At 68.8% G+C, this 25,334-nt stretch carries 29 protein-coding genes and 1 tRNA gene; 14 read left to right on the top strand and 16 right to left on the bottom strand.

Features of this window, described 5'->3' with window-relative positions; translation table 11 throughout:
- Positions 1–122: 122 nt before the first annotated feature.
- Positions 123–248 (top strand): hypothetical protein, encoded by a 126-nt coding sequence (locus tag N5096_RS00335; RefSeq protein ID WP_267662359.1) that lies wholly within the window; start codon positions 123–125, stop codon positions 246–248.
- A gap of 75 nt (positions 249–323) precedes the next feature.
- On the opposite strand, the gene N5096_RS00330 is transcribed toward N5096_RS00335, so the two are convergent.
- Positions 324–1,415, bottom strand: coding sequence for a sensor histidine kinase (locus N5096_RS00330; protein ID WP_267662358.1), 1,092 nt, complete (start codon positions 1,413–1,415; stop codon positions 324–326).
- Positions 1,416–1,558: 143 nt separating this feature from the next.
- Here N5096_RS00330 and N5096_RS00325 point away from each other — a divergent pair, with 143 nt between their 5' ends.
- On the top strand, positions 1,559–2,242 hold the full coding sequence (locus N5096_RS00325; RefSeq protein ID WP_267662357.1) for a haloacid dehalogenase type II: 684 nt from the start codon (positions 1,559–1,561) through the stop codon (positions 2,240–2,242).
- Between the two features lie 153 nt (positions 2,243–2,395).
- Here N5096_RS00325 and N5096_RS00320 read toward each other — a convergent pair.
- Positions 2,396–2,469 (bottom strand) — tRNA-Val (locus N5096_RS00320).
- Positions 2,470–2,530: 61 nt separating this feature from the next.
- Between N5096_RS00320 and N5096_RS00315 the strand changes: the two genes are divergently transcribed.
- From N5096_RS00315 to N5096_RS00305, 3 genes are all read left to right on the top strand, one after another.
- Positions 2,531–3,010, top strand: coding sequence for a DUF192 domain-containing protein (locus N5096_RS00315; RefSeq protein WP_267662356.1), 480 nt, complete (start codon positions 2,531–2,533; stop codon positions 3,008–3,010).
- A 65-nt stretch (positions 3,011–3,075) separates the two neighbouring features.
- Positions 3,076–3,486, top strand: a complete 411-nt coding sequence (locus tag N5096_RS00310; protein ID WP_267662355.1) for an SHOCT domain-containing protein — start codon at positions 3,076–3,078, stop codon at positions 3,484–3,486.
- A gap of 154 nt (positions 3,487–3,640) precedes the next feature.
- Positions 3,641–4,321, top strand: coding sequence for a DUF4013 domain-containing protein (locus N5096_RS00305; RefSeq protein WP_267662354.1), 681 nt, complete (start codon positions 3,641–3,643; stop codon positions 4,319–4,321).
- Between the two features lie 54 nt (positions 4,322–4,375).
- Here the strand turns inward: N5096_RS00305 and N5096_RS00300 are convergent, their stop codons facing one another.
- The 4 genes from N5096_RS00300 to N5096_RS00285 all read right to left on the bottom strand — a co-directional run bounded on the left by N5096_RS00300 (position 4,376) and on the right by N5096_RS00285 (position 8,953).
- Positions 4,376–5,521, bottom strand: a complete 1,146-nt coding sequence (locus tag N5096_RS00300) for an ABC transporter ATP-binding protein (RefSeq protein ID WP_267662353.1) — start codon at positions 5,519–5,521, stop codon at positions 4,376–4,378.
- A gap of 96 nt (positions 5,522–5,617) precedes the next feature.
- Positions 5,618–6,562 carry a carbohydrate ABC transporter permease gene (locus N5096_RS00295; RefSeq protein WP_267662352.1) on the bottom strand — a complete coding sequence of 315 codons (945 nt, stop codon included), beginning with the start codon at positions 6,560–6,562 and terminating at the stop codon, positions 5,618–5,620.
- Complete coding sequence (locus N5096_RS00290) at positions 6,559–7,602, bottom strand: carbohydrate ABC transporter permease (protein WP_267662351.1); 1,044 nt, start codon at positions 7,600–7,602, stop codon at positions 6,559–6,561. The genes N5096_RS00295 and N5096_RS00290 overlap by 4 nt, the downstream gene beginning before the upstream one ends.
- 10 nt (positions 7,603–7,612) lie before the next feature.
- Entirely contained in the window at positions 7,613–8,953 is a 1,341-nt protein-coding gene (locus N5096_RS00285; protein WP_267662350.1) for an ABC transporter substrate-binding protein, read from the bottom strand.
- A gap of 284 nt (positions 8,954–9,237) precedes the next feature.
- On the opposite strand from N5096_RS00285, the gene N5096_RS00280 reads away from it, so the two are divergent.
- On the top strand, positions 9,238–10,287 hold the full coding sequence (locus tag N5096_RS00280; protein ID WP_267662349.1) for an AAA family ATPase: 1,050 nt from the start codon (positions 9,238–9,240) through the stop codon (positions 10,285–10,287).
- Between the two features lie 2 nt (positions 10,288–10,289).
- Positions 10,290–10,922 carry a protein sorting system archaetidylserine decarboxylase gene (locus tag N5096_RS00275; protein ID WP_267662348.1) on the top strand — a complete coding sequence of 211 codons (633 nt, stop codon included), beginning with the start codon at positions 10,290–10,292 and terminating at the stop codon, positions 10,920–10,922.
- 43 nt (positions 10,923–10,965) lie between these two features.
- On the opposite strand, the gene N5096_RS00270 is transcribed toward N5096_RS00275, so the two are convergent.
- Entirely contained in the window at positions 10,966–11,712 is a 747-nt protein-coding gene (locus N5096_RS00270; protein WP_267662347.1) for a pirin family protein, read from the bottom strand.
- A gap of 146 nt (positions 11,713–11,858) precedes the next feature.
- Between N5096_RS00270 and N5096_RS00265 the strand changes: the two genes are divergently transcribed.
- Genes N5096_RS00265 through N5096_RS00255 form a run of 3 tightly spaced genes read left to right on the top strand, consistent with a single transcriptional unit; the run spans position 11,859 to position 14,322 of the window.
- Entirely contained in the window at positions 11,859–12,536 is a 678-nt protein-coding gene (locus tag N5096_RS00265; protein WP_267662346.1) for an HVO_2922 family protein, read from the top strand.
- Positions 12,537–12,543: 7 nt separating this feature from the next.
- A complete protein-coding gene (locus N5096_RS00260; protein ID WP_267662345.1) occupies positions 12,544–13,041 on the top strand; it encodes a DUF5518 domain-containing protein in 498 nt (165 codons plus the stop codon).
- Between the two features lie 54 nt (positions 13,042–13,095).
- Positions 13,096–14,322 carry a DNA primase gene (locus N5096_RS00255; protein ID WP_267662344.1) on the top strand — a complete coding sequence of 409 codons (1,227 nt, stop codon included), beginning with the start codon at positions 13,096–13,098 and terminating at the stop codon, positions 14,320–14,322.
- A 12-nt stretch (positions 14,323–14,334) separates the two neighbouring features.
- Here the strand turns inward: N5096_RS00255 and N5096_RS00250 are convergent, their stop codons facing one another.
- On the bottom strand, positions 14,335–14,550 hold the full coding sequence (locus N5096_RS00250) for a DUF7472 family protein (RefSeq protein ID WP_267662343.1): 216 nt from the start codon (positions 14,548–14,550) through the stop codon (positions 14,335–14,337).
- 327 nt (positions 14,551–14,877) lie between these two features.
- On the opposite strand from N5096_RS00250, the gene N5096_RS00245 reads away from it, so the two are divergent.
- Positions 14,878–15,030 (top strand): hypothetical protein, encoded by a 153-nt coding sequence (locus tag N5096_RS00245; protein ID WP_267662342.1) that lies wholly within the window; start codon positions 14,878–14,880, stop codon positions 15,028–15,030.
- A gap of 362 nt (positions 15,031–15,392) precedes the next feature.
- Here N5096_RS00245 and N5096_RS00240 read toward each other — a convergent pair whose 3' ends face one another.
- The 4 genes from N5096_RS00240 to N5096_RS00225 form a co-directional block, all read right to left on the bottom strand.
- Complete coding sequence (locus tag N5096_RS00240; protein ID WP_267662341.1) at positions 15,393–15,584, bottom strand: hypothetical protein; 192 nt, start codon at positions 15,582–15,584, stop codon at positions 15,393–15,395.
- A 124-nt stretch (positions 15,585–15,708) separates the two neighbouring features.
- Positions 15,709–16,053: a 50S ribosomal protein P1 gene (gene rpl12p, locus N5096_RS00235; protein WP_267662340.1), complete on the bottom strand. Its 345-nt coding sequence runs from the start codon at positions 16,051–16,053 to the stop codon at positions 15,709–15,711.
- An 18-nt stretch (positions 16,054–16,071) separates the two neighbouring features.
- A complete protein-coding gene (locus tag N5096_RS00230) occupies positions 16,072–17,121 on the bottom strand; it encodes a 50S ribosomal protein L10 (RefSeq protein ID WP_267662339.1) in 1,050 nt (349 codons plus the stop codon).
- Positions 17,118–17,756, bottom strand: coding sequence for a 50S ribosomal protein L1 (locus tag N5096_RS00225; protein WP_267662338.1), 639 nt, complete (start codon positions 17,754–17,756; stop codon positions 17,118–17,120). The genes N5096_RS00230 and N5096_RS00225 overlap by 4 nt, the downstream gene beginning before the upstream one ends.
- Before the next feature lie 291 nt (positions 17,757–18,047).
- Here N5096_RS00225 and N5096_RS00220 point away from each other — a divergent pair, with 291 nt between their 5' ends.
- The gene (locus N5096_RS00220; RefSeq protein ID WP_267662337.1) at positions 18,048–19,592 is read left to right on the top strand and encodes an acyl-CoA carboxylase subunit beta; all 1,545 of its coding nucleotides are present in this window, start codon (positions 18,048–18,050) and stop codon (positions 19,590–19,592) included.
- Positions 19,592–19,945 (top strand): DUF8022 family protein, encoded by a 354-nt coding sequence (locus N5096_RS00215; protein ID WP_267662336.1) that lies wholly within the window; start codon positions 19,592–19,594, stop codon positions 19,943–19,945. Before N5096_RS00220 ends, N5096_RS00215 begins: the two co-directional genes overlap by 1 nt.
- A gap of 147 nt (positions 19,946–20,092) precedes the next feature.
- Here the strand turns inward: N5096_RS00215 and N5096_RS00210 are convergent, their stop codons facing one another.
- A complete protein-coding gene (locus tag N5096_RS00210; RefSeq protein WP_267662335.1) occupies positions 20,093–20,335 on the bottom strand; it encodes a DUF7987 family protein in 243 nt (80 codons plus the stop codon).
- Positions 20,336–20,476: 141 nt separating this feature from the next.
- Here N5096_RS00210 and N5096_RS00205 point away from each other — a divergent pair, with 141 nt between their 5' ends.
- A complete protein-coding gene (locus N5096_RS00205; RefSeq protein ID WP_267662334.1) occupies positions 20,477–22,351 on the top strand; it encodes an ATP-binding protein in 1,875 nt (624 codons plus the stop codon).
- A gap of 132 nt (positions 22,352–22,483) precedes the next feature.
- Here the strand turns inward: N5096_RS00205 and N5096_RS00200 are convergent, their stop codons facing one another.
- The 3 genes from N5096_RS00200 to N5096_RS00190 all read right to left on the bottom strand — a co-directional run bounded on the left by N5096_RS00200 (position 22,484) and on the right by N5096_RS00190 (position 25,250).
- On the bottom strand, positions 22,484–23,683 hold the full coding sequence (locus tag N5096_RS00200; RefSeq protein ID WP_267662333.1) for a PGF-CTERM sorting domain-containing protein: 1,200 nt from the start codon (positions 23,681–23,683) through the stop codon (positions 22,484–22,486).
- Positions 23,684–24,189: 506 nt separating this feature from the next.
- On the bottom strand, positions 24,190–25,032 hold the full coding sequence (locus tag N5096_RS00195) for a beta-keto acid cleavage family enzyme (protein ID WP_267662332.1): 843 nt from the start codon (positions 25,030–25,032) through the stop codon (positions 24,190–24,192).
- Positions 25,029–25,250 (bottom strand): hypothetical protein, encoded by a 222-nt coding sequence (locus N5096_RS00190; protein ID WP_267662331.1) that lies wholly within the window; start codon positions 25,248–25,250, stop codon positions 25,029–25,031. The genes N5096_RS00195 and N5096_RS00190 overlap by 4 nt, the downstream gene beginning before the upstream one ends.
- Between the last annotated feature and the right edge of the window lie 84 nt (positions 25,251–25,334).

Raw genomic sequence — 25,334 nt, 5'->3', positions numbered from 1 at the left:
GGAGAGACGGACAGACGGACCGTCTCCGTAATCAATCCCCTAATACACTACTCCGTCTGAAAACGGATTAGCACTGTTAGCACGGAACGTTCATACCTGTGTGTGAGCCGACGCCACACGCGATGCCGAACGACGATCGCACGACGACCGAGGAAGCGCCGATCGGCACCCGCACCCGGGTCCCGCCGGAGAAGGCGACCGAGGGACCGGACGCGGCGCCGATCGCGATCGGAACGCGGGCGCCGTGACGGCGGCCCGCATCCAGAGCGCCGACATTTTTCGCCCGACCGAAGGCAGGTCGAAGCGCGCTCGCCGCCCTCCGGTCACTCCTCGACGTCGACGCCGGTGACCTCGAACCGGGCGCCGCCGTCCGCGCTCTCGGTGACGCCGACGTCCCAGCCGTGGGCGGCGGCGACCTCGCGGACGATGTTGAGCCCGAAGCCGGTGCCCTCGGCGGCGGTCGTGTACCCCACGTCGAAGACGCGGTCGCGCTCCCCCTCAGGGATCCCCGCCCCGTCGTCGGCCACGTAGAACCCGGCCGGAAGCGGCTCCGCCCGCGTCGAGGTGTACATCGGCCTGATCGGCCCCACCGTGACGGCGACGCCGTCGCCGCCGTGCGCGACCGCGTTGCCGAGGAGGTTCTCGAAGAGCTGTTTCAGCCGGCTCGGGTCGGCGAACACCCGAGCGTCGCTCGCGACGGTGAGCGTCGCGTCGCCGGTGGCGACAGTCGCCCAGCACCCCTCGACGGTCTCGCGGAGCCCGACCGGCTCCAGCTCGCGCGGGGTCTCCCCCTGCCTGGCGAGGGCAAGCAGGTCCGCGATCAGCTCCAGGGTGCGGTCGACCGCGGTGGCCGCGGTATCGAGATGGTCGCCCGCCGGCTCGTCCTGGGCCATCTCCAACCGCCCCTGCGCGACGTTGAGCGGGCTCCGGAGGTCGTGTGACACCCCGCTCACGAACCGGTCGAGACGCTCGCGCTGGCGGTCCGCCTCGGCCGCGGCGCGGTGCGACTCGACCGCGTTGGCGACCCGGTGTGCGAGCAGCCGGACCGTCGGGTCGCCCTCGGGACACCGGACGACGTCGGTGACGCCCGCCGCGAGCGCCTCGGTGACGAGCGCCGACGGGTCTCCGACGCGGGTCGCGTCGATCGCGAGGATTCGCGGGATCGCCTCCCGGCTCTCGTCGGCGTCGACGAGCAAATCGAGCCCGTCGCCGTCGGCGAAGCCCCCCTCGGCGACGACGCAGTCGAACCGGTCGGTCGAGCGCAGCGCCGCCGCGTCGTCCGGGTCGCGAGCGGTCTCGACGACGAACCGCTCGTCCCGCCGTTCGAGCGACCGCGCCGCGGGCGTCGACGGGGCCGTGCCGTCGGCGGGGGCCGCGGCGAGCAGGACGCGGATGGAGTCGCTCGAGGGCTTCATAAGCAGGACGCGTTAGGGGACCGAGAGCCCCACCATTCATAAAGATTCGTGACGGTTCGCCACGGTCCGGCCGCGGACGGATGTGCGTCGTGCGCGACCCGACCACCGGGAGTAATGACGCGGGAGGCCGAAGAACGACGCGAATGTCGTTCGATCCCGATCGCGTCCGGACGGTGACGTTCGACTCGTACAGCACCCTCGTCGACGTCGAGGCGGCCGAAGCCGCGCTGGCGGACCGCGTCCCCGATCCCGAGCCGGTGTCGCGGCTCTGGCGGTCGCGGTCGCTGGCGTACACGTTCGTCGCGAACGCGATCGACGCCTACCAGCCGTTCTACGAGATGAACCGCGACGCGCTGACGTACGCGTTGAAAACCCACGGCGTCGACCTCCCGCCGGCCGAGCGCGACGAGATCCTCGCGGTGTACCACGAGCTGGAGGTGTTCGACGACGTTCGCTCCGGGATCGAGCGCCTGCGCGAGGGCGGGTACGACACGTACGTACTCTCGAACGGGAATCCCGAGATGCTCGACTCGATGGTCGAACACGCCGATATCGGCGACCTCGTCGAGGACGCGATAAGCGCCGACGAGGTGGAGACGTTTAAGCCGGCCGCGGCGCTGTACCGCCACGGCGCCGCCCGAACCGGGACGCCGATCGACGAGATCGTCCACGTCACCGCCGGTTGGTTCGACGTGATGGGCGCCGCCCACGCGGGGATGCAGGCGGTCCGGCTCGACCGGAAAGGGACCCCTTGGGAGCCGTTCGGCGGCGAGCCGGACCGCACGGCCGAGTCGATCCACGAGCTGGCGGACGCGCTGGGAGTCTGAACCGCTCTCGGAGACGGTCAGAGAGCGAGCAGTGGGCTCGGGCGGATTCGAACCTCACTCACTCCGCTCGCTTCGCTCGCTTCGTTCCCTGTCTCGAACCGCCCTCAAACACGCACGTTGCTGTCGCTCACGGGCTGCTCGCGACAGCAACAGTGGGCTCGGGCGGGTTCGAACCGCCGATCTCAGCCTTGTAAAGGCCGCGTCATAACCAGCTAGACCACGAGCCCTCACCCGCTTGAACCCGCCCGGAGCGGAAAACGGTTTCTTTCTCCGGCGCATCGATCGCCCGTGAACCGCCGTTTAGTCGGGGGTGCCGCCGCCCTCACGCTGATCGTCGTCGTCGCGCTCGGCGTCGCCGCGACGAACCCCGCCGTCCTGATCGCCGGCTACGAGACGACGACCGTCGAGGCCGTCGACGGCGAGACCGGCGAACCGCTCGCGACCGTCGAGGCCCGGGTCGCCGACGGGGTGATAAAACAATACGTCGGGCTCTCCGCAACCGACGAACTCGACGAGGGCGAGGGAATGCTGTTCGTCCACGACGGAGCGGACGAGCGCGCCTACGTGATGCGGGAGATGGCGTTCGCGCTCGACATCGTCTTCGTCGCCCCGAACGGGACGGTGACGACGGTCCACGAGGCGGCGCCGGAGTCGCGGCCCTTCACCCGGTACCGCGGGACCGGACGGTACGTCCTAGAAGTGCCGCGCGGGTGGAGCGAGCGCCACGGCGTCGAGCCGGGCGACCGGATCGTCGTCGACCGGGAGTGAGGAGGGAACCTCCGCCGCGGACCCGCGACGAAACCGATTTCCCCCTCGCAGGCGTCGGCCCGAGCATGACCGGGCTCCCCGCACGGATCGCGTGGAACCTCCGCCACCGCTGGCGGCGGGTGTTCGCGCTCCTCGTCCTCGGCGGCGGCGTCGCCGCCCCGCTCGTCACCGGGCTCTGGTGGACCCTCCCGCTGGTCTGGTTCTTCGGGCTGTTCGTCGCTCTCCCCGTGCTTCACACGCTGACGCGACCCCTCCCCGACCGGAGCGACGGGGACCAGGAACGCGACGCCGACCCCGCGCTCGACGCCCTCCGGGAGCGCTACGCGAGCGGCGAGATCGACGAGCGGGAGTTCGAGCGGCGGCTCGATCGCCTGCTGGAGACCGAGGACGCCGAGACCGTCGACCGGTCGGGCGACGACGTCGCCGACCGGCTCCGCGATGGGGTCCGGCGCGAGGTCGAGCGGATCCGAGAGTGACCGACGGACGCCTCCCGCCGCGGGTGCGACCGACACCGTTTTTCCAGCCGACGGCGACCCGGTCGAACGTGTCGAGACCGACCGACGGCCGGCCGGGTCGCACCGCTGTCGGCCGGTCGAGACGCGTCGCCGCCGAGCGACCGAGGGGCGAGTGATGTTCCTCGAGGCCCTCCGATACCCGTTCGCGGACCGGACGCGGCTGGACGGCACCGCGGCGTGTCTCGCGGCGCTGCTGCTCGGCGGCGCGCTGCTCCGGACGGCGGCGGGGCTCTGGCCGGATTGGGCGCTGTTGGCCCCGCTTTCCCTCGCCGTCGGCCCGCTTGTCGCGTTCCTCGGACTCGTCGGCGGTGTGCTCGCCGGCGAGGGGTTCCCGCGCGTCGCGACGAGGGCAACGGCGCGGCTCGCCGGGCGACTGCTTGGTGTCGGCGCCGTCTACCTCTCCCCGGCGGTCGTCACCGTCGCCGCCGTCAGCTACGTCGTCGCGGTCGGCACGATGCCGAGTGCGCTGAGCGGCGTGGGGCTCGCGACGCTCGCGACCGTCGCGCTGCTCGTCACGGTCGTCTGCGGGTATCTCTTCCCGTCAGCGGCCGTCGTGAGCGTGCGGGACGGGCTCCGCGCCGGCCTCGAGCGGGACGCGGTCCGCGGGACCGCCTCGAGCTCGTACTTCCTCGCGTGGGTCGGCGCGACCGTCCTCGTCGTCGTCGCGTGGACCGCGCTCGCGGCGACGGCGGCGCGGAGCGTCGCCGCGCTCCTCGCGCTCGCGTGGGCCGCCTACGCCCACGTCGCCGCCGCGGCGCTGGTCGCGGACGGCGTCGACCGGACGAAGTACTGGTGAGCGGCGGAGCGAGCGAGACGCTGCGAAAAGGGACGGCGGCGACGCGCGTCGATTCTACAGGTCGATCTGGTCGGCCGCGTTCTCCATCGACCGGTTGTGGAGCGCCTCGCCCGTACTCCGGTCGAAGAGGTGGATCGCGTCCGGCGGGATCCGCGCGATCACCGTGTCGTCCTCGCTGACCCGATTGAACCCGTCGATCGTCGCGACGAGCGTCGACGCGTTCTCGGGCTCGACGTCGGGGTCGAAGTGGAGGTACACCGTGTTCTCGTCGCCCATCGGCTCGACGACGTCGACGGTCGTCTCGAACTCGTGGTCGCCCGCGGCGTCGACGAGCTGGACGGCCTCGGGGCGGATCCCGAGGACGAGGTCGGTCGCGTCGCCGAGGTCCGACCGAATTCCCTCGTCGATCGGGTACTCGAAGACGTCGCCGACGAGCCGGTCGCCCTCGAGCGTCACGTCGAAGAAGTTCATCGACGGCTCGCCGAGGAAGCTCGCGACGAACCGGTTCGACGGCTCGTGGTAACACTCCAGCGGCGTCGCGACCTGCTGGAGCTCGCCGCCGTCGAGGATGGCGATCCGGTCGCCCATCGTCATCGCCTCCGTCTGGTCGTGGGTGACGTACACCGTCGTCACGCCCAGGTCGTTCTGGAGCCGCTGGAGCTCGGTGCGCATCTCGGCGCGGAGCTTCGCGTCGAGGTTGCTGAGCGGCTCGTCCATCAGGAACACCTCGGGGTCGCGGACGATGGCGCGACCGAGGGCGACGCGCTGCTGTTGGCCGCCCGAGAGGTCGCTCGGCTTCCGGTCGAGCAGGGGCGAGATGCCGAGCATCTCGCCGGTCTCGCCCACCATCCGGTTGATCTCGTCGTCGGGGAGGTCGGTCGACTCCTCGAGCCCGAACGACATGTTCTGCCGGACGCTCATGTGCGGGTAGAGCGCGTACGACTGGAACACCATCGCGATGTCCCGGTTCTGCGATTTCACGTGGTTCACGACGCGGTCGTCGATACTGAGCGTGCCGGCGGTGATCGTCTCCAGGCCCGCGACCATCCGGAGCGTCGTGGACTTCCCGCAGCCGGACGGACCGACGACGACGAGGAACTCGCCGTCGTCGATCGACAGCGACACATCGTCGACCGCGACGATCTCCTCGTCGCCGTCCTGGAACGTCTTCGTTATCGAGTCGAGTTCAAGCGTTGCCATATCTGTGAGTTGTGGTCGGTGTCGAGTGGTCGTTCGTGCGCCGCGCCGCGTCGTCTCTCGGTCGGTCCCCGGCGCCGGACGCGGCGGGCGTACGGGTCACGCCGCCACCCCCTCGGCGAACTCCTCGCCGAAGAAGATGTACACCGCCAGCGTCGGCAGCGCCGCGAAGAACGCCCCGGCCATCCGGAGCGCGAAGTCCTGCCCCTCCAGCGAGCTCCCGAGGCCCGCTAAGATTAACACGACGGGCGCCGCGGGGCTCGATTCCGTCGAGACGATGACCAGCGTGAAGAGGAGGTCGTTCCAGATCTGGGTGAACTGATAGATCAGGACGACGGCGAACATCGGTCCCGAGAGCGGGAGGACGATCCGCCGGTACACCCGGCGGAGCGTCGCCCCGTCGAGGCGGGCCGACTCGATCATCTCGTCGCTCATCGTCTTGTAGTACGTCCGGAACAGGAGCGTACAGATGGGAATCCCGTAGGCGACGTGGGTGATCACCAGCTCGATGATACCGACGTAGTCTTCGTCGATCCCGAGCGCCCAGACGAACGACAGCACCTGGTCGAGCTGGGCCCACTGCGACCAGAACTGGGTCAGCGGGACCAGCACGGCCTGGTACGGGATGAAGATCCCGGCAATGATGAGCATGAGCACCAGCGCCTTGTACGACTTGTTCCACGTCGGAATCGTGAGCCCGTAGGCGGTGATGCTCCCGACGAACGCGGAGATCACCGTCGCGGGAACGGCGTACAGCAGGCTGTTCCCCATCCCGCGCAGCAGGACGTCGATCGCCGTCCGCCACTTCTCGAACGTGAGCCCGGACGGCCCGGGCGGGGCGAACGGCGCCGTCTCGATGATCGCGGTGCCGGTCTTGAACGACGTCACCAGCCCGGATTCGATGGGAACGAGGTAGAACGCCGCCGCGAGGGCCAACACGACGTACAGGCCGACGTCCTCGACCGTCATCCGGTCGAGGGTCCGGCGCAGCCGCGTCGTCCTCGTCGTCGTGCCGCCGTCGGTTCGGGGTTCCGTGTCGCTCATAGGTTGTCCCTCCGGTATTCGTACACGAGGTAGGGGCCGATGACGCTGAGCGCCATCCCGAACAGGACGATGGCGATCGCCGACCCGTACGCCCAGTTGAGGTTCGCGTACGCCTCACGCACCATCTTCGTCGCGAGGATGTCGGCGCCGTTCGGCGGCCGGTACCCCCCCGACAGCGAGTAGAGGAAGTCGAAGGCCTTCATGCCGAACACCATCAGCACCACGGCGGCGCTGATCGTCGCGCCCTTCAGCTGGGGAATGATCACGCGCCAGTACATTTTCAGGGCCGACGCGCCGTCGACTTGGGCCGCTTCGTAGTGCTCGGTCGGGATCGCGCGGAGGCCGGCGAGGTACACGACCATCGCGTACCCCGAGAACTGCCACATCAACGCGAAGATGACCGCGTAGAGGACGATGTCCTGGTTGCCGAGCCAGCTCACCGGACCGAGTCCGAACGTCCCGATGAGGTTGTTTGCGATCCCGTTGTTGTAGTTGTAGATCCACAGCCAGAACTGGGCCGTGACGACGAACGAGAGGCTCATCGGCAGGAGGTAGATCGTCCGGAACGAGTTCTCGAACCGGATCCCCCTGTCGATCAGGATGGCCAGCACGAGGCCGACCGCGAGCGTCCCCGCCGTGAACGCGATGAGCAGGACGAGCGTGTTGACCGCGGCGTCGATGAACCCGGAGTCCGCGAGCGCCCGGGTGTACATCTCGAAGTCGAGGTTCGAGTAGTCCGGCGCGTTCTCGAAGCGCTGGTAGTCGGTCAGCGAGATGAGGAGGTTCCAGATGACCGCACCGTAGACGAACAGTCCCATCAGCAGGAACGGCGGGAGCCAGAAGACGGACGACTCCATGAAGTCGCTCCCGAAGCGCCGGTCCAGGCTCGCCTTGAGACGGGCCGTCAAGTCCCGGTCCGGTTCCGCCGGGGGGTCGGCCGCGGAGCCGTCGCTCACGACCCCGCCGTCGGCGCGGACCTCGTCGTCGTCCCCCGAGGAGGACCTGATTGTCCGGTGCAATCGACGATAAAAATCGAGCATCAGGTGGTGCTTAGTTCGACACCGCGTCCAGGAAGCCCGTCGTCGCCGCGTCGACGTTGTACGGGCCGGTGAACTCCGAGGAGATGACGTCGTTGAGCGTCGTCATCGTCTCGGAGGGGACGCCGAGCCCGTGCTGGAGGTTCGGCGGCCGGTACTCCGCTTCGGCGAAGTCCTCTGCCGTCTCCTGGAGGTACGGACCGAACTCCTCCATGCTCACGTCGGTGCGGGTCGGGATCGACCCCTTGTACTGGTTGAACGCGACCTGAGCCTCCGGGCTGCCGACGAAGGCCTCCCAGGTCTTCGAGGCCTCGGGCGTCGGGTTGTCCGACGGGTAGAGGAACGAGTCGAAGTGGAGCGTGTACATCCCCTCCGCGCCGGGGAACGTCTTGAAGCCCCAGTCGTCCTCGTACTCGAAGTCCTCGGCGTTCCGGAACGCCCCCGCCGCCCAGTTGCCCTGGTGGATGAACGCGGCGTCGCCGTTGATGATGTTCTGGTTCGACTCGGTCAGCCCGATCGACGAGGCGTCGTCGCTGATGTGGTTCTCCAGCATCTCCGCGGTCCGCTCGAACGCGGCGCGGACGGCCTCCTCGTCGCCGTCGCCCGCGAGGAAGTCCATGTACGGCTGGTAGCCGTTCTCGCCGAGCATCACGGCGCCCCACAGCTGGGTCGTCGTCCAGGTGCCGGACATCCCGTGGGTCATCGGGATCGCGTCGGTCTCGCTGCCGACCGTCTCGAAGGCGTCGATGAGCGCCGAGGGGCTGTTGAGCGAGTCGACGTCGATCCCCGCGTCCTCGACGACGGAGACGTTGTAGAACAGGCAGTTGAGTCGGTGCGAGCCGAGCGGCACGGCGCGGTAGCTGCCGTTCTGCTTGTGGAGGTCGACCGCCTCCTGAACCATCGCGTCCTCGAAGCCGTTCTCGTCCCAAACGTCGTCGACGCTGCCAAGGACGCCCTGGTAACGGAGGAGGTTCGGGCCGGGCCAGCCGGCGAACGATCCCGGCGGATCGTCGCTCTGGAGCCGGTTCGCGACCACGGCGTCGAGGTTCTGGTTACCGCCGCCGCCGATGGGGCTCATCTGGAGGTCGACGTCGGGGTGGGCCTCGTTGAAGGCCTCCTCCAGCGCCTCGGCCGCCGCGGCGCCGTCGCCGCCGGTCCAGCCGTGGAGGGCTTCGACCGGTTCACCGGAGCTGCCGTCGCTGCCGTCGCTGCCATCGCTGCCGTCGCTGCCGTCGCCGCCGTCGCCACCACCGGAACAGCCGGCGATCCCCACGGTCGCGAGGGTACCTGCGCCGGCCACGTAGTGGCGGCGTGTGAGTCGATCTTCTGAACTAGCGCTGTTGTCACGTGACATGTGCCCACAGATTCAACATCCCCATACTTAACGATTGATGTTTATTTACTCGAAAGTCTATTAAAAAACAGAAGCTGGATGAACGCGGTGTAGACGACCTCTCAGGCGGAAAGCCGTGATACGGGTTGAAAAGCGGAACCGTGTTTCTGAACGTTTTACCCGGGGGGTTATCGTAACAAATTGTACCCGGGCGTCGCGGACGCGGGGGGCGACCGCCGAGGCGCGGTCGCCGGTGTGGGCACCGACCGACCGATTCTTGAGCGCCCGGCCCGGACCCACACGGTATGGACGGACCGCTGTGGATCGACGCGCACGCTCCCGCGCTCGACGAGATCCGGCAGGACGAGGCCCGCGAGCGGCTGGAGCGCGCGGTCGACGAGCCGATGAACCTCGTCGTGCAGGGGCCGGCGGGAGTCGGGAAGACGGCGGCGACCCGGGCGCTGACCCGGACCGCCCACGAGAACCCCGAGAGCGACCTGATCGAGATCAACGTCGCCGACTTCTTCGGGCGGACGAAAAAGGAGATCCGGACCGACCCCCGCTTCGAGGGGTTCCTGCAGGGGCGGAGCCGGATGGCGAAACGCGACATGATAAACCGCGTGCTGAAGGAGTCGGCGTCGTACGCGCCGATGTCCGGCGAGTACAAGACGGTCCTCCTCGATAACGCCGAGTCGATCCGCGAGGACTTCCAGCAGGCGCTCCGGCGCGTGATGGAACAGCACCACCGCACCACGCAGTTCGTGATCGCCACGCGACAGCCGTCGAAGCTCATCGCGCCGATCCGCTCGCGGTGCTTCCCGGTACGGGTGCGCGCGCCGACGACCGACGAGACGATCGACGTCCTCGAGACGATCTGCGAGCGCGAGGGCGTGGCGTACGACGGCGACGGGCTGGAGTTCGTCGCCAGCGCGGCCGGCGGCGACCTCCGAAAGGCGGTCCTCTCCGCGCAGGCGACCGCGGTCGAGGGCGGCGAGGTGACCATGTCGGCCGCCTACGAGACGCTCGGCGAGGTCGGCGACGACGACGAGATCCGCGAGGCGCTCGCCGACGCCCGCGCCGGCGACCTGAAGGACGCGCGGTCGGCCCTCGACGACCTGCTCGACGAGGGCGGGTACGACGGCGGGGAGCTCCTCCGGGAGGTCCTCCGGGTCGCCCGCGCCGGCTCCGAGTACGGCGGCGACGAGCTCGCGCGGCTCCACGTGCTCGCGGGCGAGGCCGACCTCGACCTGACCGACGGGCTCGACGACCGGACCCACCTCACGCACCTGCTCGCCGCGTGGGCGGCCGGCCGCACCGAGCTTCAACCCGACCTCCGCGAGCCGGTGGGGGCCTAACGATGGCCCGAGACCCGCCGCTCGCGAGCGTCCTCCCGTTCCCCGTCGTCGACGAGGCGTGGCGGCTCGCGCTCGCTCCCGCGCTCGTCGGGGCCGCGACGCTCCCCTTCCTCCCGCCGGTCGGCGTCGCCCTGCTCGCGCTCGCGCTCGGGACCCTCTGGTTCCACCGCGACCCCGACCGGGAGACGCCGGGCGCCGAGGGGATCGTCGTCGCGCCCGCCGACGGCACCGTCTCGGTCGTGCGCGAGGAGGGGAGCCGTCTGCGGGTGGGCGTGTTCATGAACGTCACCGACGTCCACGTGAACCGCGCGCCGATCGCCGGCGATGTCCGGGAGGTGCGGCACCGACCGGGCGCGAACCGGCCCGCCTTCAGCAAGGAGTCCGACCGCAACGAGCAGGTCGCGATCGACTGCGGCAAGTACGAGCTGCTCGTCATCGCCGGCTGGTTCGCCCGTCGGATCCACCCCGCCGTGGAGCCCGGCGACACGGTCGACCGCGGCCAGCGCGTCGGCCACGTCTCGTTCGGCTCCCGCGCCGACGTGATCCTCCCGGCCGACGTCGACGAGGACGACCTCCTCGTGCGCGAGGGCGACGCCGTCCGCGCGGGCGAGACGATCATCGCCGAGCGCGAGTGAGCGGGCGGGGACAGCGCCTCGGACGGCGGGTTTTTATACCCACTTATAAAACGAACGGCCCCTGCTGCCGGATCGGCTCGTCGTGCGGCCGGCCCGCGACGGCGACGAGCCGGAGGTCGGCGTCGGCCGCGACCCCGAACTCGCCGCCCGCTCGGGTCGTGAAGACGTCGCCCTCGCCGAACGCGTCCCCGCCGACGGAACCGTTCCCCGCGACCGCGTAGAGGAAGCCGGCCCACCCGTCCGGCACCGTCCACGTCCACTCGCCGTCGACGCGGACGTCGAGGTACTCCGTCGGGGTGCGGAGCTCGATCGGCGACCCCTCGCCGACGACGGTCGTGACGGTCGCGCCGTCCGTCTCCCGCGTGGGGAGCGCTTCCGCGCTCGCGTCGACGTAGTCCGGGTCGGCCTCCTTCGCCTCGCGCGGGAGGTTCACCCACAGCTGGAGCCCGTTGCAGGCCTCGCCGTCGGCGGGGAACTCGGAGTGGCGGATGCCGCCCCCGGTCGTGATCCGCATCGCCTCGCCCTCGCGGGCGGTGTGCTCGACGCCGAGCGAGTCGGCGTGCTCCATCCCCCCCTCGAGCATGTACGAGACGATCTCGAACCCCTTGTGCGGGTGCATCGGGAACCCCTCGTCCGGGTCGATGTAGAACCGCTCGAAGAGGACGAACGGGTCGAGGTTCGCCGGGTGCCCCTCGGTCGGGAACGCGCGGGTCGAGTGCACGCCGGTGCCGTGGCGAACCGCCTCGCCCGGGATCGGTCCGTCGCCGCCGGTCGTCGCGTTGCCGTTCATACGCGATCGAGCGGGCCGGCACTGATAACCGTCGCGTCGGCGGTAGTCGAGTCGTCTCGGTGGAACGCGCCGCGGCGACCGACGACGAGAGCCGGGCGATCCGTCGGGCATAGCGTTTTGTGCGCCGCCCGTGAGATGAGACGCGTATGCCCAACGAACCGATCCACGAGTCGAAGCAGTCGCGAAGCCGACAGGCGTTGGCCACCTACTTCCGCCGCATCGCGGAGGCCCTCGGCCGCGGCGAGCCGGTCCCGGTCGACGACGCCGGGACGGTGACGGTCGACCCCGCCGCCGAGTCCGAGGTCGAGATCGAGCTCGAACGCGAAGACGGCACCGTCCACTTCGAGGTAGAGGTGGAGTTCGACGAGGCGGAGGCCGCGGTCGACACCGACGCCGCCGCGAGCAAGGCGACCTTCGAGCTGTACGCCGACAGCGCCGACCAGTGGCGCTGGCGGCTCGTCCACGACAACGGGAACATCGTCGCCGACGGCAGCGAGGGGTACGCGGACAAGCGGGACGCGAAGTCGGGGATCGAGAGCGTCCAGCGGAACGCGCCGGGCGCGTACGTGATCGACGTCGACCGCGACGAGGAGCCGCCGGCGGCGGGCGGGAGCGACGCCACCTTCGAGCTGTTCAGGGACAACGCCGAGAAGTACCGCTGGCGGCTCCGCCACGACAACAGCAACATCATCGCCGACGGCGGGCAGGGGTACGCCTCAAAGCAGAAGGCGAAACAGGGGCTCAACAGCGTGAAATCGAACGCGCCGGGCGCGCCCGTCGAGGAGCTCGACGGCGACGAAGCGACCGAGGTCGACGAGGCGTAACTCGGCGATGGTCCCCGACGACACCTCCTCCGGCGGCGACGCGGGGAGCGACGCCGCCAACGACGCGCGAAACCGACGCGGTACGGACGACGACACCGCCGACGACCGGGACGGTCCAAACGCGGGCTCGGACGGGCTCCTCTCACCCGGTGACGATGCCCCCGCGGAGGCCGCCGACCTCCTCCTCTACGGCGTGCTGGGCGGGGTCGTCGGCTCGGTGCTGTCGTTCGTCCCCTTCGCCACCGTCCTCGGCGGCGCGGCCGCCGGCTACCTCTGCGGCGGCACGCCCGCGGACGGGCTCAAGACGGGCGCGGTCGCGGGCCTCGTGATGACGCTGCCGTTCGTCGCGATGGTCGCCTTCGCCCTCTTTCTGTTCGGGTTCGCCGGAGCGCCGGCCGAATTCGGGATACTCGCCTTCCTCGTGATCGGGGTCGGTGCCGCCTACACCCTCGGCTCGGGCGTGATCGGCGGCTACCTCGGGCACTACCTCCGCGGCCGGCTGTAGCGCGACCGCGGACCGCACCGCTTATTCGACGCCCGTCGCTACCTCGTGTCGGACATGGACGCGCTCGACGCGAAGTACCCGTTCTTCGCTGCCGCCCGCGAGGCCGTCGCCGACGCCGCGGTGTCGCTCCCGAAGCTCGTCGCGGCCGACGCGCCCGCGGTCGAACGGGGCCGCGAGCGGGTCGAGCGCGCCCTGATGGACGGGACCGTGGAGTCCGAGAGCGGGACGTTCCCCGCCGACTCCGAGTACGACGTGCAGGCCGAGCTGCTCTCGTACCCCATCGCGCGGATCCTCGTCTCGCTTCTGGACTCCGAGCCCGCCATCGAGAAGTACGCTGCCGCGGAGGCCGCGACCGCAGTCGACCGGGTCCGCGACGACCTCGCGGCCGACGACGAGCTGCGGTCGGTGTCGACGCCGACGGTCGCTCTCGACGACGTGCTCGCCGAGTTCGACCTCGCCGACGCGGTGCGCCCGGACTCCCCTCGACGGGCTTCGGGGGCGGGATCCGGCCGCGACCCTGCCCACTACTGGGTCGACGTGGGCCCGTATCTCCGGCTCACGTCGCCGTCGTGGGGGGCCTCGTGGCGGCTCGTCAACCGCGCGCTCGCCGACGGCGCGGTGCGCGTCTCCCGCGAGGAGCTGCTGGACGCGCTGGAGGCCGCGGTCGAGGAGCGCGTGCGCGAGGGGCTCCCGTTCGAGCTCGCCGCCGGCGAGGGGATCGCCGCGGAGCTGGAGGAGGGCGTCGCCGACCTCAAGCGCCTGCTCTCCGAGCGGAGCTACGCCGGCCCGATCGACGTCGTCGCCCCCGAGCTGTTCCCGCCCTGCATGACGAACCTGATCGAGAAGGCCGAGCGCGACACCGACCTCTCGCCGCCCGAGTCGTTCGCGCTGATGGCGTTCCTCGTCGGGATCGGGATGACCCCGGACGAGGTGGTTGCGTTCTGCGCCGACACCAGCCTCGACGCGGAGGGGATCCGCTACCAGACGGAGTATTTAAAAGACGACCGCGGGACGCAGTATCCACCGCCCACCTGCGAGACGCTGGCGAACTACGGGATCTGCCACAACGAGGCGGACCACATGCAGGTCGCCGCCGACCCCCTCGCGTACTACGAGAAGCGGGTCGCGGCCGCCGACGAGATCGCCGACTGGCGGGACCGCGAGGGCGACGAAGGGGGAGGAGAGGGCGACGAAGGGGGAGGAGAGGGCGACGAAGGCGGGCGAGAAGACGACGAAAGCGGGGATCCGGGCGAAACCGCGACTCCGGACGAAGCGGAGTGAACGGGCCGCCGACTACTCCCCGTCGTTCGCGCGGATGAGGTACGCGCCGACGAGCGCCATCAGCAGGACGAACCCGGCCAGCAGTCCGACGAGCGCGATCGCCCCGGACTCCGGAAGCTCGGACGACCCGCCGAAGGTGACCCCGATCCCGACCAGCCCGGCGATGAAGACCGCGGCCGCCAGCAACGAGACCGTGATCTGCCGACGGAGCTCCGCGTCGATTTCCATGCCCGCGAGTTTCCGTCGCCGCTAAAAAAGGACTTCGATGAGGGCGGCGGGATTCCGGCGACCGGGGCGGCCGAATCTCGAAACTGTGGCGCTTGACCCTTTCGGCGGCGAATTTAACCGTTCACGGGACCGATTTCGACCCGAAGCGAGGGGCGTCCTCGCGATCACCTATGACTCACCCCGAGACGCCGCCCGCGCCGACGGCCACCGACTCGAACGCCGCCCGATCCGCGCCGTCGGACCGGACGCCGCTCGACCGCAGGCGACGACGGGGGCGACACCGCTCCGGAGACTGACGACCGATCGGCGCGCGCCGCGGCGGAAGAGATGACGATACGGCCCCTCCGCGACCGGCGATACGTCGTCGAGACGGACGGCGGGACCTACGTCGTCGCGCTCGGCGGCGGCACCTGTACCTGCCCCGACCACGCGACCCGCGGGCTCCGGGTAAACGCCTCCGACGCGTCGCGATGGAGGTAACCGCGGGGTCGAACCCCGGCCCCGGACGAGCGCGTCGGCGCCTGCGCGATCTGCGGGCGAGAGACGTTCGTCCCGCTGGACGACCGCGGGTCGCACCTCTGTTCGTGTCACGGCTTCGAGCCGGGCGACGTCGTCCGCGACCGGGAGACGGGCGAGCGCGTCGTCGTCGTCCGCGTCACGACCGAACGGGCCGACGCCTACTGGACCGAGGAGGACCGGGCGGTCGGCGAGTACGCCACGAACGCCGCGTACGGCGCCCACGAACCCGTCGTTGAGGCCGTGTACGCAGACGCGGTCCGCCCGGGGCGTCGCCGACTGCGATCGGGACGCCTTCCCCGCCTCGCGGCTCGTCCGTCCGCGACTCACCCGGCGAGGTGACTGATGTCGCGCCGCAGCGTGTACCCCTGCGGGATGCCGACGGCGCCGAGACAGTCCTCGCAGAGCACCCGCTCGTAGTCGCGGTTCGTCTCTTTCTCGAGCAGCGAGACGTCCCCGATTGGGAGCACCGACTCGCAGCGGTCGCACTCGGCTTTGTCGCCGTCGACGATCTTCATCGAACGGTCGCCGGTTCCGTCGATCGGTATAAAAATGCGCGCCCGGCGTTATCACTTCGGATAGCGGGGTTCATAAAATATCGGCGCGGTCGGAGCGACGGTCGGTCGCGGTGGGCGTCCGGGGTTAACCGAACAGCTCGCCGAGGCCCTCGCCACCGTCCTCGTCGTCGTCCTCGTCGTCGTCCTCGTCGTCGGCCTCGTCGGCCTCGTCGGCCTCGTCGTCGGCCTCGTCGTCTTCGTCGTCGTCCGCGGCGTCCGCGGAGCCGCCGGACGCGGCGCCGGCGGCGGGGGCCGCGGCGGCCGTTTCGACGGCCTCTTCGATGTCGACGTCCTCCAGCGCGGCGACGAGCGCCTTGACGCGGGATTCCTCGACGTCGACGCCGGCGGCTTCCAGCACGCCGGTGACGTTCTCTTCGTTGATCTCTTCGCCAGTCTCGTTCAGGATGAGCGCAGCGTAAACGTATTCCATTGGTGTGTCCTCGTAGTGTTATCCGAACATCGCGCCGAGACCGTCGCCGCCGTCGCCGCCGTCGTCATCGTCGTCGGCGTCGTCGTCGGTCGCCTCAGCGTCGTCCGAGTCGTCTTCTTCCTCCGCCTGTTCCTCCTCGTCGGCGTCGCCCGCCTCCGGGGCCGGGTCGGGGGCCGCCTCGACCCCCTGCAGCTCCTCGGGGAGCGCCTCCTCGTCGTCGATCTGGGCCGCGAGCGCGCGGAGCTGGGCGTCGGCCTTCCCGATGAGGTCGGGCACGACATCCGGGCTCTCGATCTCCGCGAACAGCCCGACGGACTTGGCCTCGCCGGACGCCTTCGCGAGAAGGCTGCCGACCGTGGCGGCCGTCGGGTACTCGGCGTTGATCGAGAGGTTGCGCGCGGCGGCGGCCGCCGAGCGAATGTCCGCTTCGTACTCGTCGACGTCGATCGCGAGCTCGTCCGGCTCGAACAGGACGCCCTCGGAGTAGACGCCCTTGAGGTCGAGCCCGACCTCCTTCGGCTCGATGCCGAGCTCAACCAAGACGTTCGCGAGGTCGTCGTCGACGACCTCGCCCTCCTCGAGGACCGTGGAGTCCTCGGTGACCTTGATCGAGCCGTCCTGGATGCGCGCGGCCGCGCCGACCGTCTGGAGCTCGCCGACGAACGGTCCCGGGTCGACGCCCGTGTCACCCTCGGGGATGACGACGTCGTTGGGGGCCACCTCGCCCGCGTTGATCGGGGCGGGGGTCTTCGAGGCTTCCAGCTGCTTGAAGAGGCCGAACGGGTTGTCGTTCGTGCCGATGAGCGCGACTTGTCCCGAGACGTACGCGGTCAGCTCCTCGACGCCGTCGCCGACCTCCTCGAGGGCGCGGGTGGTGAGCGTGTTCCGGCTCACGCGGACGTCGGCCGAGCCGTGCAGCTCGCGGCGCATGGCTTGGAGCTGCCGGCTCGGGATGCCGGCGACGCCGACGATCCCAACGGAGTTGAACGAGTCGATGAACTCGACGAGCTCGTCGACCTCCTCGCGCTTCCACTGCGGGATCGTCTCGGTCTTGCGGGCCGAGCTCATACGGGCACCTCCCTGGCGGGACCCATCGTGGTCTTCACGAAGATCCCGTCGATGTTGAGCGGCCCCTTCTCGAGGCTTGCTTCGAGCCGCCGGATGATGACGTCGATGTTGTCCGAGATGGCGTCGGGGCCCATGTCTTCGGCGCCGACGCGGGTGTGGAACGTGCGCCGGTCGCGCGACCGGAGCTGCACCGTGTTCTTCATCCGGTTGACGGTCTCGACGACGTCGTCGTCCGGCTGTAGTGGGGTAGGCATCTTCCCGCGCGGACCGAGGACGGTACCGAGGTACCGACCGATGTCCTGCATCAGGCTGGCCTCCGCGACGAAGAAGTCGGTCTCGTCGGCCAGGTCCTTTGCGCGGTCGTCGTCGTCTCCGAGGTCCTCGAGGTCGTCGCTGTCAAGCACTTCGTCAGCGACTTCCTGAGCGCGGACGGCGGTTTCGCCCTCCGCGAAGACGACGATCTGTGTCTCCTGCCCCGTTCCAGCCGGCAGCACGACGGACTCGTCGATGCGGTTCGACGGATCGTTGAGGTCGAGGTCTCGCAGGTTGATCGCGATGTCCACGGTCTCGCGGAAGTTCCGCTCGGGCGCATCGTCGAGTGCGAGAGTTACGGCCTCTTGTATTGTGTCTGCCATTTTCACCTCCGTAGTACGCAGGTCGCTCCTACGGGTCAGTGAAACAGGCGAAGCCTGTCTCACCGGAGAGTGGTCCATCGGAGGTTTAAAAGCGTCGAACCGCCCGTCCCCGTGCGAACCGGCGACAGGGCCCGTGCGGGCGGTCGACGGCGACTCCCGGGGGTGAGCGGACGACGGCCGAGCGGTCCTCGACTTCGACGCGCGTCGAAGCCGAAAACGTCGGATAGGGGAACCCTTTTGATGCCGCTCGCCGACCCACGAGGTAATGACTCAGGGTGGTCCGGCGTGACGATGGACGACCGTATCGAGGACCTCCGGGAGCGCCGCGAGCGGGCGGCGCTCGGTGGCGGCGAAGACCGGATCGACTCCCAACACGAGAAGGGGAAGATGACCGCGCGCGAGCGGATCGACTACTTCCTCGACGACGGGACGTTCCACGAGTTCGACCGGTTCCGCACCCACCGCAACCACAAGTTCGGGATGGAGGAACAGCAGATCCCGGGCGACGGCGTCGTCACCGGCTACGGTGAGGTGAACGGGCGGAAGACGTTCGTCTTCGCGCACGACTTCACCGTCTTCGGCGGCTCGCTCGGCGAGGTGTTCGCCGAGAAGGTGTGTAAGGTGATGGACAAGGCGATGGACGTCGGCGCGCCCGTCGTCGGGCTCAACGACTCCGCCGGCGCCCGCATTCAGGAGGGCGTGGCCTCGCTCGGCGGCTTCGCGGAGATCTTCCGGCGCAACACGGAGGCGTCGGGGGTCATCCCGCAGATCTCGGCGATCATGGGCCCGTGTGCGGGCGGGGCGGTGTACTCGCCGGCCATCACGGACTTCACGTTCATGGTGAAAGACACCTCGCACATGTTCATCACCGGCCCGGACGTCATCGAGACGGTGACGGGCGAGGAGGTGAGCTTCGAGGAGCTCGGCGGCGCGGTCACCCACACGTCGACCTCGGGCGTCGCGCACTTCGCCGAGGAGAGCGAGGAGGACGCCTTAGACGACATCGCGCGCCTGCTCTCGTACCTCCCCGCCAACAACGTCGAGGACCCGCCCCGCGTCGAGCCGTGGGATGACCCCGAGCGCGCCGACGAGGAGCTGGGCGACATCGTCCCGAACGCGCCCCGCAAGCCGTACGACATGAAGGAGGTCATCAGCGGCGTCGTCGACGAGGGTTCCTTCTTCGAGGTCCAAGAGAACTTCGCGAAGAACGTCGTCGTCGGCTTCGCCCGGCTCGACGGTCACTCGATCGGGATCGTCGCCAACAACCCCCGCGTGAACGCCGGCACCCTCGACATCGAGTCGAGCCAGAAGGGGGCGCGGTTCGTGCGCTTCTGCGACGCCTTCAACATCCCCATCCTCACCTTCGAGGACGTCCCCGGCTTCATGCCCGGCACCGACCAGGAGCACAACGGGATCATCCGGCACGGCGCGAAGCTGCTGTACGCCTTCTCGGAGGCGAGCGTCCCCCTCCTCACCGTGATCACCCGGAAGGCGTACGGCGGCGCCTACTGCGTGATGTCGTCGAAGCACATCGGCGGGGACGTCAACTACGCGTGGCCGACCGCGGAGATCGCGGTGATGGGCCCGAAGGGCGCCGTCAACGTCCTCTACCGCGAGGAGCTGGCCGAGGCCGACGACCCCGACGCGCGCAGACAGGAGCTCATCGACGAGTACCGCGAGGAGTTCGCGAACCCGTACAGCGCCGCCGACCGCGGGTTCATCGACGACGTCATCGAGCCCGCAGAGACGCGCGCGCGGCTGATCGACGACCTCCAGATGCTGAAGGGGAAGCGCTCGGACCGGCCGGAGAAGAAACACGGCAACATCCCGATCTGATGGCGACCGGTTCGCCCGACCCGGAGGCCGGCTCCGCCGACCCGAACGCGGACGCCTCGCAGAGCGATCCGAGCGGCCCGACGGTCGCCGCCGTCCTCGACGGCCTGACGGTCCCGGACGACGCGGACGACGCGGAGGCCGCCGCCATCGCCGCCGCGGTCGCGGCGCACCTCCGAGACGGCGAACGCGCCGCCGCGGCAGTCGCGGCCGCGGCGGACGACGAGCCGGACTGGGAGGGCGAGCGCTGGTCGTTCGCCGGTCGAGTCGATCGGCTGCAGAATCGGTCGGTCCGCGTGCCGGTCGACGCGCCGACCGATCCGTGGACCGCGGCCGGTCGCGCCGACCGGCTCTGAGTCGGGTCGCGTGCATTCCCCCGGCGGCCGACCTCGGTAGGCGCCGATACCCTCCGTGAGCAGGCCGCCACGCAACCTCTCGGAGGGCGCGTCGGAGAATGCGCCCGTTCGAGTATATATCTGTGGCCAATAGCTATAGCCGACGGGTCACGCCTCGCGCGACTCGTCGCCGTCGCCGTCCTCCGTCGTCTCGATCGGCTCCTCGCGCCGCCCGCCCATCGAGCCGCCGCCGAGGAGCCGGTTGAGGACGGGAGGGACGACGCCGACGAGCAGGACGAGGATCCCGATCCGGACGAGGATCGAGGCGTCAGTGAGGAGCGTCGCGGCGAGGTACGCGCCCGCCGCGACCAGCGTCGACGGCAACACGTAGGGGTTTCCGGGCGAGAGCATGTTCGGACGTGGCGGCCGGCAGGCTCTTAATCGTCTCGGGAAGGCTTCGGCGACCGCCGGCGGGGTACGACGATCGTCGTCACCGATCGTCGTCGCGGACCGATAGAATGAGGTGGGTTATGCTGGAATGGTGGCGTAAGAATGTTCGACAAGGTTCTCGTCGCGAACCGCGGAGAGATCGCGGTTCGGGTGATGCGCGCCTGTGCGGAGCTGGGTGTCGACACCGTCGCCGTCTACAGCGACGCTGACAAACACGGCGGTCACGTGCGGTACGCGGACGAGGCGTACAACGTCGGCCCGGCCCGCGCCGCTGACTCGTACCTCGACGGCGAGGCGGTCGTCGACGCCGCGCGGAACGCCGACGCCGACGCGATCCACCCGGGATACGGCTTCCTCGCCGAGAACGCCGACTTCGCGGCCCGCGTCGAGGCCGCAGACGGGATCACGTGGGTGGGCCCCGCCAGCGACGCGATGGAGCGGCTCGGCGAGAAGACTCACGCCCGCCGGGTGATGGAGGAGGCGGACGTCCCCATCGTCCCCGGGACGACCGAGCCCGTCACCGAGGTCGAGGCGGTCACCGGGTTCGGCGACGAGCACGGCTACCCGGTCGCGATCAAAGCCGAGGGCGGCGGCGGCGGCCGCGGGATGAAGGTCGTCGAGAGCGCCGAGGAGGCCCAAGAAGCGCTCGAATCGGCGAAGCGCGAGGGGGAGGCGTACTTCTCGAACGACTCCGTCTACCTCGAGCGCTACCTCGAGACCCCGCGCCACGTCGAGGTCCAGATCGTCGCGGACGCCGGCGAGGAGGGGGACACGCCCGCCGACGAGTCGGACGTCGTCCACCTCGGCGAGCGCGACTGCTCGCTCCAGCGCCGCCACCAGAAGGTGATCGAGGAGGGGCCGTCCCCCGCGCTCTCGGACGAACTGCGCGAGAAGATCGGCGAGGCCGCCCGCCGCGGCGTCGCCGCCGCCGACTACACCAACGCCGGCACCGTCGAGTTCCTCGTCGAGGAGGACCCCGACCGCGACCCCGTCGAGCCGCTCGGGCCGGACACGCCCTTCTACTTCCTCGAGGTCAACACGCGCATCCAGGTCGAACACACCGTCACCGAGGAGCTGACGGGCATCGACATCGTCAAAGAGCAGCTCCGGGTCGCCAGCGGGGAGGGGCTCTCCGTCTCGCAGGACGACGTGGCGCTGGAGGGCCACGCGATCGAGTTCCGGATCAACGCCGAGAACGCCGCGGAGGCGTTCCAGCCCGCCAACGAAGGGTCGTTGGAGACGTACGACCCGCCGGGCGGGATCGGGGTGCGCGTCGACGACGCGCTCCGGCAGGGCGACGAGCTGGTCACCGACTACGACTCGATGATCGCGAAGCTGATCGTGTGGGCCGGCGACCGCGAGGAGTGCCTCGCCCGGTCGAAACGGGCGCTCGCGGAGTACGACCTGGAGGGCGTCGTCACCATCGTCCCGTTCCACCGCCTCATGCTCGACGACGAGCGGTTCGTCGCGGGCACCCACACCACGAAGTACCTCGACGAGGAGCTCGACCGGGAGCTGGTCGCCGAGGCCCAGGCGAAGTGGGGGACCGAATCAACGTCCGGCGGCGACGACGACGAGGCGGTGACCGAGCGCGAGTTCACCGTCGAAGTGAACGGGAAGCGTTTCGACGTCGAGCTCGAGGAGCGCGGCGCGCCCGCGATCCCGACGCCGAGCGACGCTGGCGGCGCGAGCGGGCGTCAGGAGCGACCGCCGCAGGCGAAAGGCGACGACGGCGACGACGACGGCGTCGACGTCGCCGAGGGCGGCGAGGCCATCGAGGCGGAGATGCAGGGGACGATTCTCTCGGTCGACGTCGGCGAGGGCGACGAGGTCGCCGCCGGCGACGTGGTCTGTGTCCTCGAGGCGATGAAGATGGAGAACGACGTGGCCGCCGAGCGCGGCGGCACCGTCGCGAGCGTCCACGTCGGCGAGGGCGACAGCGTCGACATGGGCGACGCGCTGGTCGTCCTAGAGTAAGATCGAGCGCTCTCCGGATGCGGTTATTTATAAATAATCGACGGCTCTGCGGTGAGCAGCTCCGATGTCTCGACTCCTTTAGTTATGGAGTACAGAGCGTGGCTTTAGTGTCAGTAAAATAATTTGACGGTACTATCTTTGACGCCCGAGGAGGGCGGCACCGAGTAATGCGACGATAGCGATAATAACTCCGAAGCCAGGGGTACTTTCACTCGTCGCCGTTTCGTCGGAACCACTCTCATCCGTCGTCTCGTCGGAACCACTCTCATCTGTCGTCTCGTCGGAACCACTCTCATCCGTCGTCTCGTCGGAACCACTCTCATCCGTCGTCTCGTCGGTAGCCGTATTATCCGACATTACGGTAACCGTCGCAGTGCTGGCGGCGATCTCGGCGCCGTCTTCGGTATGGAGTGCGACCGTCACGTTGGTGTCCGAGGTTATCGTCGGGGAGAGGGTCAGTTCAAGATTTTCGACAGTCGTGCCGGCCTCAAATGTTCGTGTTGTGTTGATAGTCCCGTTGGCTGTATGTACGTCAACGTAGTAAGGGACGTCACCGGCCACTTGTTCGACATCGATCTGATGTATTTCACCGTGTTCGTCAAGTTCGTGACTTTGCTCGGAGAACTGCACATCGGCGGTGGCTACCGTCGCGGTCTCAGCGGCGAGTTCGGTACCGTTGGCTGCGTGGACTGCGGCGGTCACGTTTGTGGTTTCAGTAAGCGTCGGATTCAGTGTCAATTCAAGATCAGTCTGTGCCGTGCCACCGTTGAACGTCTGCGTGGTATTGATAGTCCTGTCTGCCGTGTGTACGTCGACATAATAGTCCTCATTGGCCGCAGCCGTGTCGACAGTTATATCATGGATTTCGTCATGAACATCAAGTTGGTGAACTTGATCTGAGAACGATACTGTGGGAGCCTCAATTGTGTCGACCGCAATAGTCTCACTTGCGAGTTCGGTTCCGTTTGCTGCATGGGTCGCGACAGTTACCTCAGTGTCCGACTTGATAGTCGGGGAAAGTGTTACTTCGAAGTCCTCCCGCGTTGTCCCGGCCTCAAAGGTTTGCGTAGTATTAATTGTCCCATTCTCGGTGTGAAGGTCAACGTAAAAATCCGTGTCTGCGCTTGCCTTGTCGATTGTAACTGTATGTATCTCGCCGTGCTGGTCTAGAGGGACCGTCTGATTATGTACGGTCAGTCCGTTGCCATCCGCATGGGCCACTGCGCCACCAGAAGCTGTAATCGCCACCAGCGAGATGACGGCGGCTAATATGATGATCTGCGTCACTACTCGTTCTATGACATGCTGATTTCCGGATAATGACAGCGCCATCGTACGGTTACATTTTGCCAGCATTGAATAACGTTTGGTATGACATGATAATTGTAATAAATTTATAAAATGTTATTTTTGGATGTATTCATATCTGCTAGTATCAAATCTGCGGTGAACGCCTCCAAAGCCCCAGCCGCTCGCTTATAATTGGCCGACAGTGGATCGACGGTGAACGCCTCCAAAGCCCCAGCCGCGAGGACTCGATGCGCTCGCTGCGGTCCTCAGTCGGTCGCTGCCGCTCCCTCCTTGCGGTCCTTGCGTCGCGCGTCTTCGCCCTCGCGGCTGCCCCTTTGAGTCCCGCCCCGACCGCACCGCAACCGCACAACCTCACGCCTCCCCAGCCTCGTCGCTCGCTTCGCTCGCTCCTCCCTCGCGCGTGCGACTCGCGGCCTGCCGGCCGCTCATCGGCACGCGCCACCGCCTCGTTCATTTATAAATAGCCATCGATACCACGCGTATATTTTAAATAGTCCATTGCTACCAGGCTCTGCAACACGCCCTCTCTAACGCCCACGCAACCCCAGCAACTCCCGCGTCTCCTCGGGCGTCGCCACCGGTCGCCCAAGCTCCTCCGCGATCCGCGCCGTCCGGGCCACAAGCTGCTCGTTCGTCGCCAGCTCCCCGCGCTCGTAGTACCGGTTGTCCTCTAGGCCGACCCGGACGTGGCCCCCGAGCAGCAGCGACTGGGTCGTCATCGGGAGCTGGTGCGGGCCGAACCCGATCACGTTGAACTCGACGCCCTCCGGCAGCGCCTCGACCCGGTTGATCAGGTTTCGGGGGTGCGGGGGCGACGTGGTCCCGCCACCGAACAGGAAGTTGAGGTACTGCGGCTCGTCGAGGTCGTCGAGGATCGCCAGCGACTCGTTGAGGTGGCCGTCGTTGAACACCTCCAGCTCGGGTTTGATGTCTCGCTCTTTCATCGCCGCGTGCAGCGAGGCGACCAGCTCGCGGGTGTTCTCCGAGGTGAGCCGGTCGTAGCGGTTGAGCGGCCCCATGTCGAGCGACGCCATCTCCGGGGCGGGGTCGGTCCGGAGCGGCTCGTGTCTGAGGGCGTCCGGGGCGGCGGTCCCGCCGGTCGAGTGCTGGAGGACGGCGTCGTCGGTGGCGTCGCGGACCGCGTCGTCGATTTCTTGGAAGCGTTCGGCCGAGAAGGCGCGCTCCCCGTTCTCGCGGCGCGCGTGGAGGTGGAGCACGCTGGCGCCCGCCGCCTCGCAGGCGGCCGCGGCCGACGCGATCTCCTCGGGGGCCTCCGGGAGGTCCGGGTGCGCCTCCTTCCCGTGGACGCCACCGGTGAGCGCCGCGGTGATGACCGTCGGCTTCCCGTCGAGGTAGTCGCCGTAGGTCATCGGTCGCCGTCGGGGCTCTCGCTCTCGTCGTCCGGCGATTCGGCGGCGACGTAGAACTCGCAGTCCGCCGCCGGGTCGAGCTCGTACCGGGCGTTACAGACATCGGCGCGCATGGGCTGGACGAACGACTCGGTCACGGTACAGAAGGCGCGGGCGGTCTCGAACGACTCCCCGTCTCCCTCCTCGCGGTACGCCAAGTGCGGACACGTCTCTGCCATGCCGGAGGGAGGCGGGCGATCGGCTTGAAGCCACACGTCGGGGACGACCCTCGTTCACCGACGCTGTTTAACCGACCGCCCCAG

The organism is Halorubrum yunnanense, from assembly GCF_026586675.1.
GTDB lineage: Archaea > Halobacteriota > Halobacteria > Halobacteriales > Haloferacaceae > Halorubrum > Halorubrum yunnanense.
The sequence above is the reverse complement of the archived record's forward strand: the minus strand, read 5'-3'. Positions and strand labels throughout refer to the sequence as shown.

Coding starts and splice junctions, on each gene's coding strand:
- rpl12p (WP_267662340.1), bottom strand. CDS start 16,053: ATGGAATACGTTTACGCTGCGCTCATCCTGAACGAGACTGGCGAAGAG.
- N5096_RS00225 (WP_267662338.1), bottom strand. CDS start 17,756: ATGGCAGACACAATACAAGAGGCCGTAACTCTCGCACTCGACGATGCG.
- N5096_RS00285 (WP_267662350.1), bottom strand. CDS start 8,953: ATGTCACGTGACAACAGCGCTAGTTCAGAAGATCGACTCACACGCCGC.
- N5096_RS00230 (WP_267662339.1), bottom strand. CDS start 17,121: ATGAGCTCGGCCCGCAAGACCGAGACGATCCCGCAGTGGAAGCGCGAG.
- N5096_RS00220 (WP_267662337.1), top strand. CDS start 18,048: ATGGACGACCGTATCGAGGACCTCCGGGAGCGCCGCGAGCGGGCGGCG.
- N5096_RS00215 (WP_267662336.1), top strand. CDS start 19,592: ATGGCGACCGGTTCGCCCGACCCGGAGGCCGGCTCCGCCGACCCGAAC.
- N5096_RS00240 (WP_267662341.1), bottom strand. CDS start 15,584: ATGAAGATCGTCGACGGCGACAAAGCCGAGTGCGACCGCTGCGAGTCG.
- N5096_RS00265 (WP_267662346.1), top strand. CDS start 11,859: ATGCCCAACGAACCGATCCACGAGTCGAAGCAGTCGCGAAGCCGACAG.
- N5096_RS00330 (WP_267662358.1), bottom strand. CDS start 1,415: ATGAAGCCCTCGAGCGACTCCATCCGCGTCCTGCTCGCCGCGGCCCCC.
- N5096_RS00300 (WP_267662353.1), bottom strand. CDS start 5,521: ATGGCAACGCTTGAACTCGACTCGATAACGAAGACGTTCCAGGACGGC.
- N5096_RS00210 (WP_267662335.1), bottom strand. CDS start 20,335: ATGCTCTCGCCCGGAAACCCCTACGTGTTGCCGTCGACGCTGGTCGCG.
- N5096_RS00195 (WP_267662332.1), bottom strand. CDS start 25,032: ATGACCTACGGCGACTACCTCGACGGGAAGCCGACGGTCATCACCGCG.
- N5096_RS00305 (WP_267662354.1), top strand. CDS start 3,641: ATGTTCCTCGAGGCCCTCCGATACCCGTTCGCGGACCGGACGCGGCTG.
- N5096_RS00325 (WP_267662357.1), top strand. CDS start 1,559: ATGTCGTTCGATCCCGATCGCGTCCGGACGGTGACGTTCGACTCGTAC.
- N5096_RS00245 (WP_267662342.1), top strand. CDS start 14,878: ATGACGATACGGCCCCTCCGCGACCGGCGATACGTCGTCGAGACGGAC.
- N5096_RS00295 (WP_267662352.1), bottom strand. CDS start 6,562: ATGAGCGACACGGAACCCCGAACCGACGGCGGCACGACGACGAGGACG.
- N5096_RS00335 (WP_267662359.1), top strand. CDS start 123: ATGCCGAACGACGATCGCACGACGACCGAGGAAGCGCCGATCGGCACC.
- N5096_RS00250 (WP_267662343.1), bottom strand. CDS start 14,550: ATGGAAATCGACGCGGAGCTCCGTCGGCAGATCACGGTCTCGTTGCTG.
- N5096_RS00205 (WP_267662334.1), top strand. CDS start 20,477: ATGTTCGACAAGGTTCTCGTCGCGAACCGCGGAGAGATCGCGGTTCGG.
- N5096_RS00280 (WP_267662349.1), top strand. CDS start 9,238: ATGGACGGACCGCTGTGGATCGACGCGCACGCTCCCGCGCTCGACGAG.
- N5096_RS00270 (WP_267662347.1), bottom strand. CDS start 11,712: ATGAACGGCAACGCGACGACCGGCGGCGACGGACCGATCCCGGGCGAG.
- N5096_RS00275 (WP_267662348.1), top strand. CDS start 10,290: ATGGCCCGAGACCCGCCGCTCGCGAGCGTCCTCCCGTTCCCCGTCGTC.
- N5096_RS00200 (WP_267662333.1), bottom strand. CDS start 23,683: ATGGCGCTGTCATTATCCGGAAATCAGCATGTCATAGAACGAGTAGTG.
- N5096_RS00290 (WP_267662351.1), bottom strand. CDS start 7,602: ATGCTCGATTTTTATCGTCGATTGCACCGGACAATCAGGTCCTCCTCG.
- N5096_RS00255 (WP_267662344.1), top strand. CDS start 13,096: ATGGACGCGCTCGACGCGAAGTACCCGTTCTTCGCTGCCGCCCGCGAG.
- N5096_RS00260 (WP_267662345.1), top strand. CDS start 12,544: ATGGTCCCCGACGACACCTCCTCCGGCGGCGACGCGGGGAGCGACGCC.
- N5096_RS00190 (WP_267662331.1), bottom strand. CDS start 25,250: ATGGCAGAGACGTGTCCGCACTTGGCGTACCGCGAGGAGGGAGACGGG.
- N5096_RS00310 (WP_267662355.1), top strand. CDS start 3,076: ATGACCGGGCTCCCCGCACGGATCGCGTGGAACCTCCGCCACCGCTGG.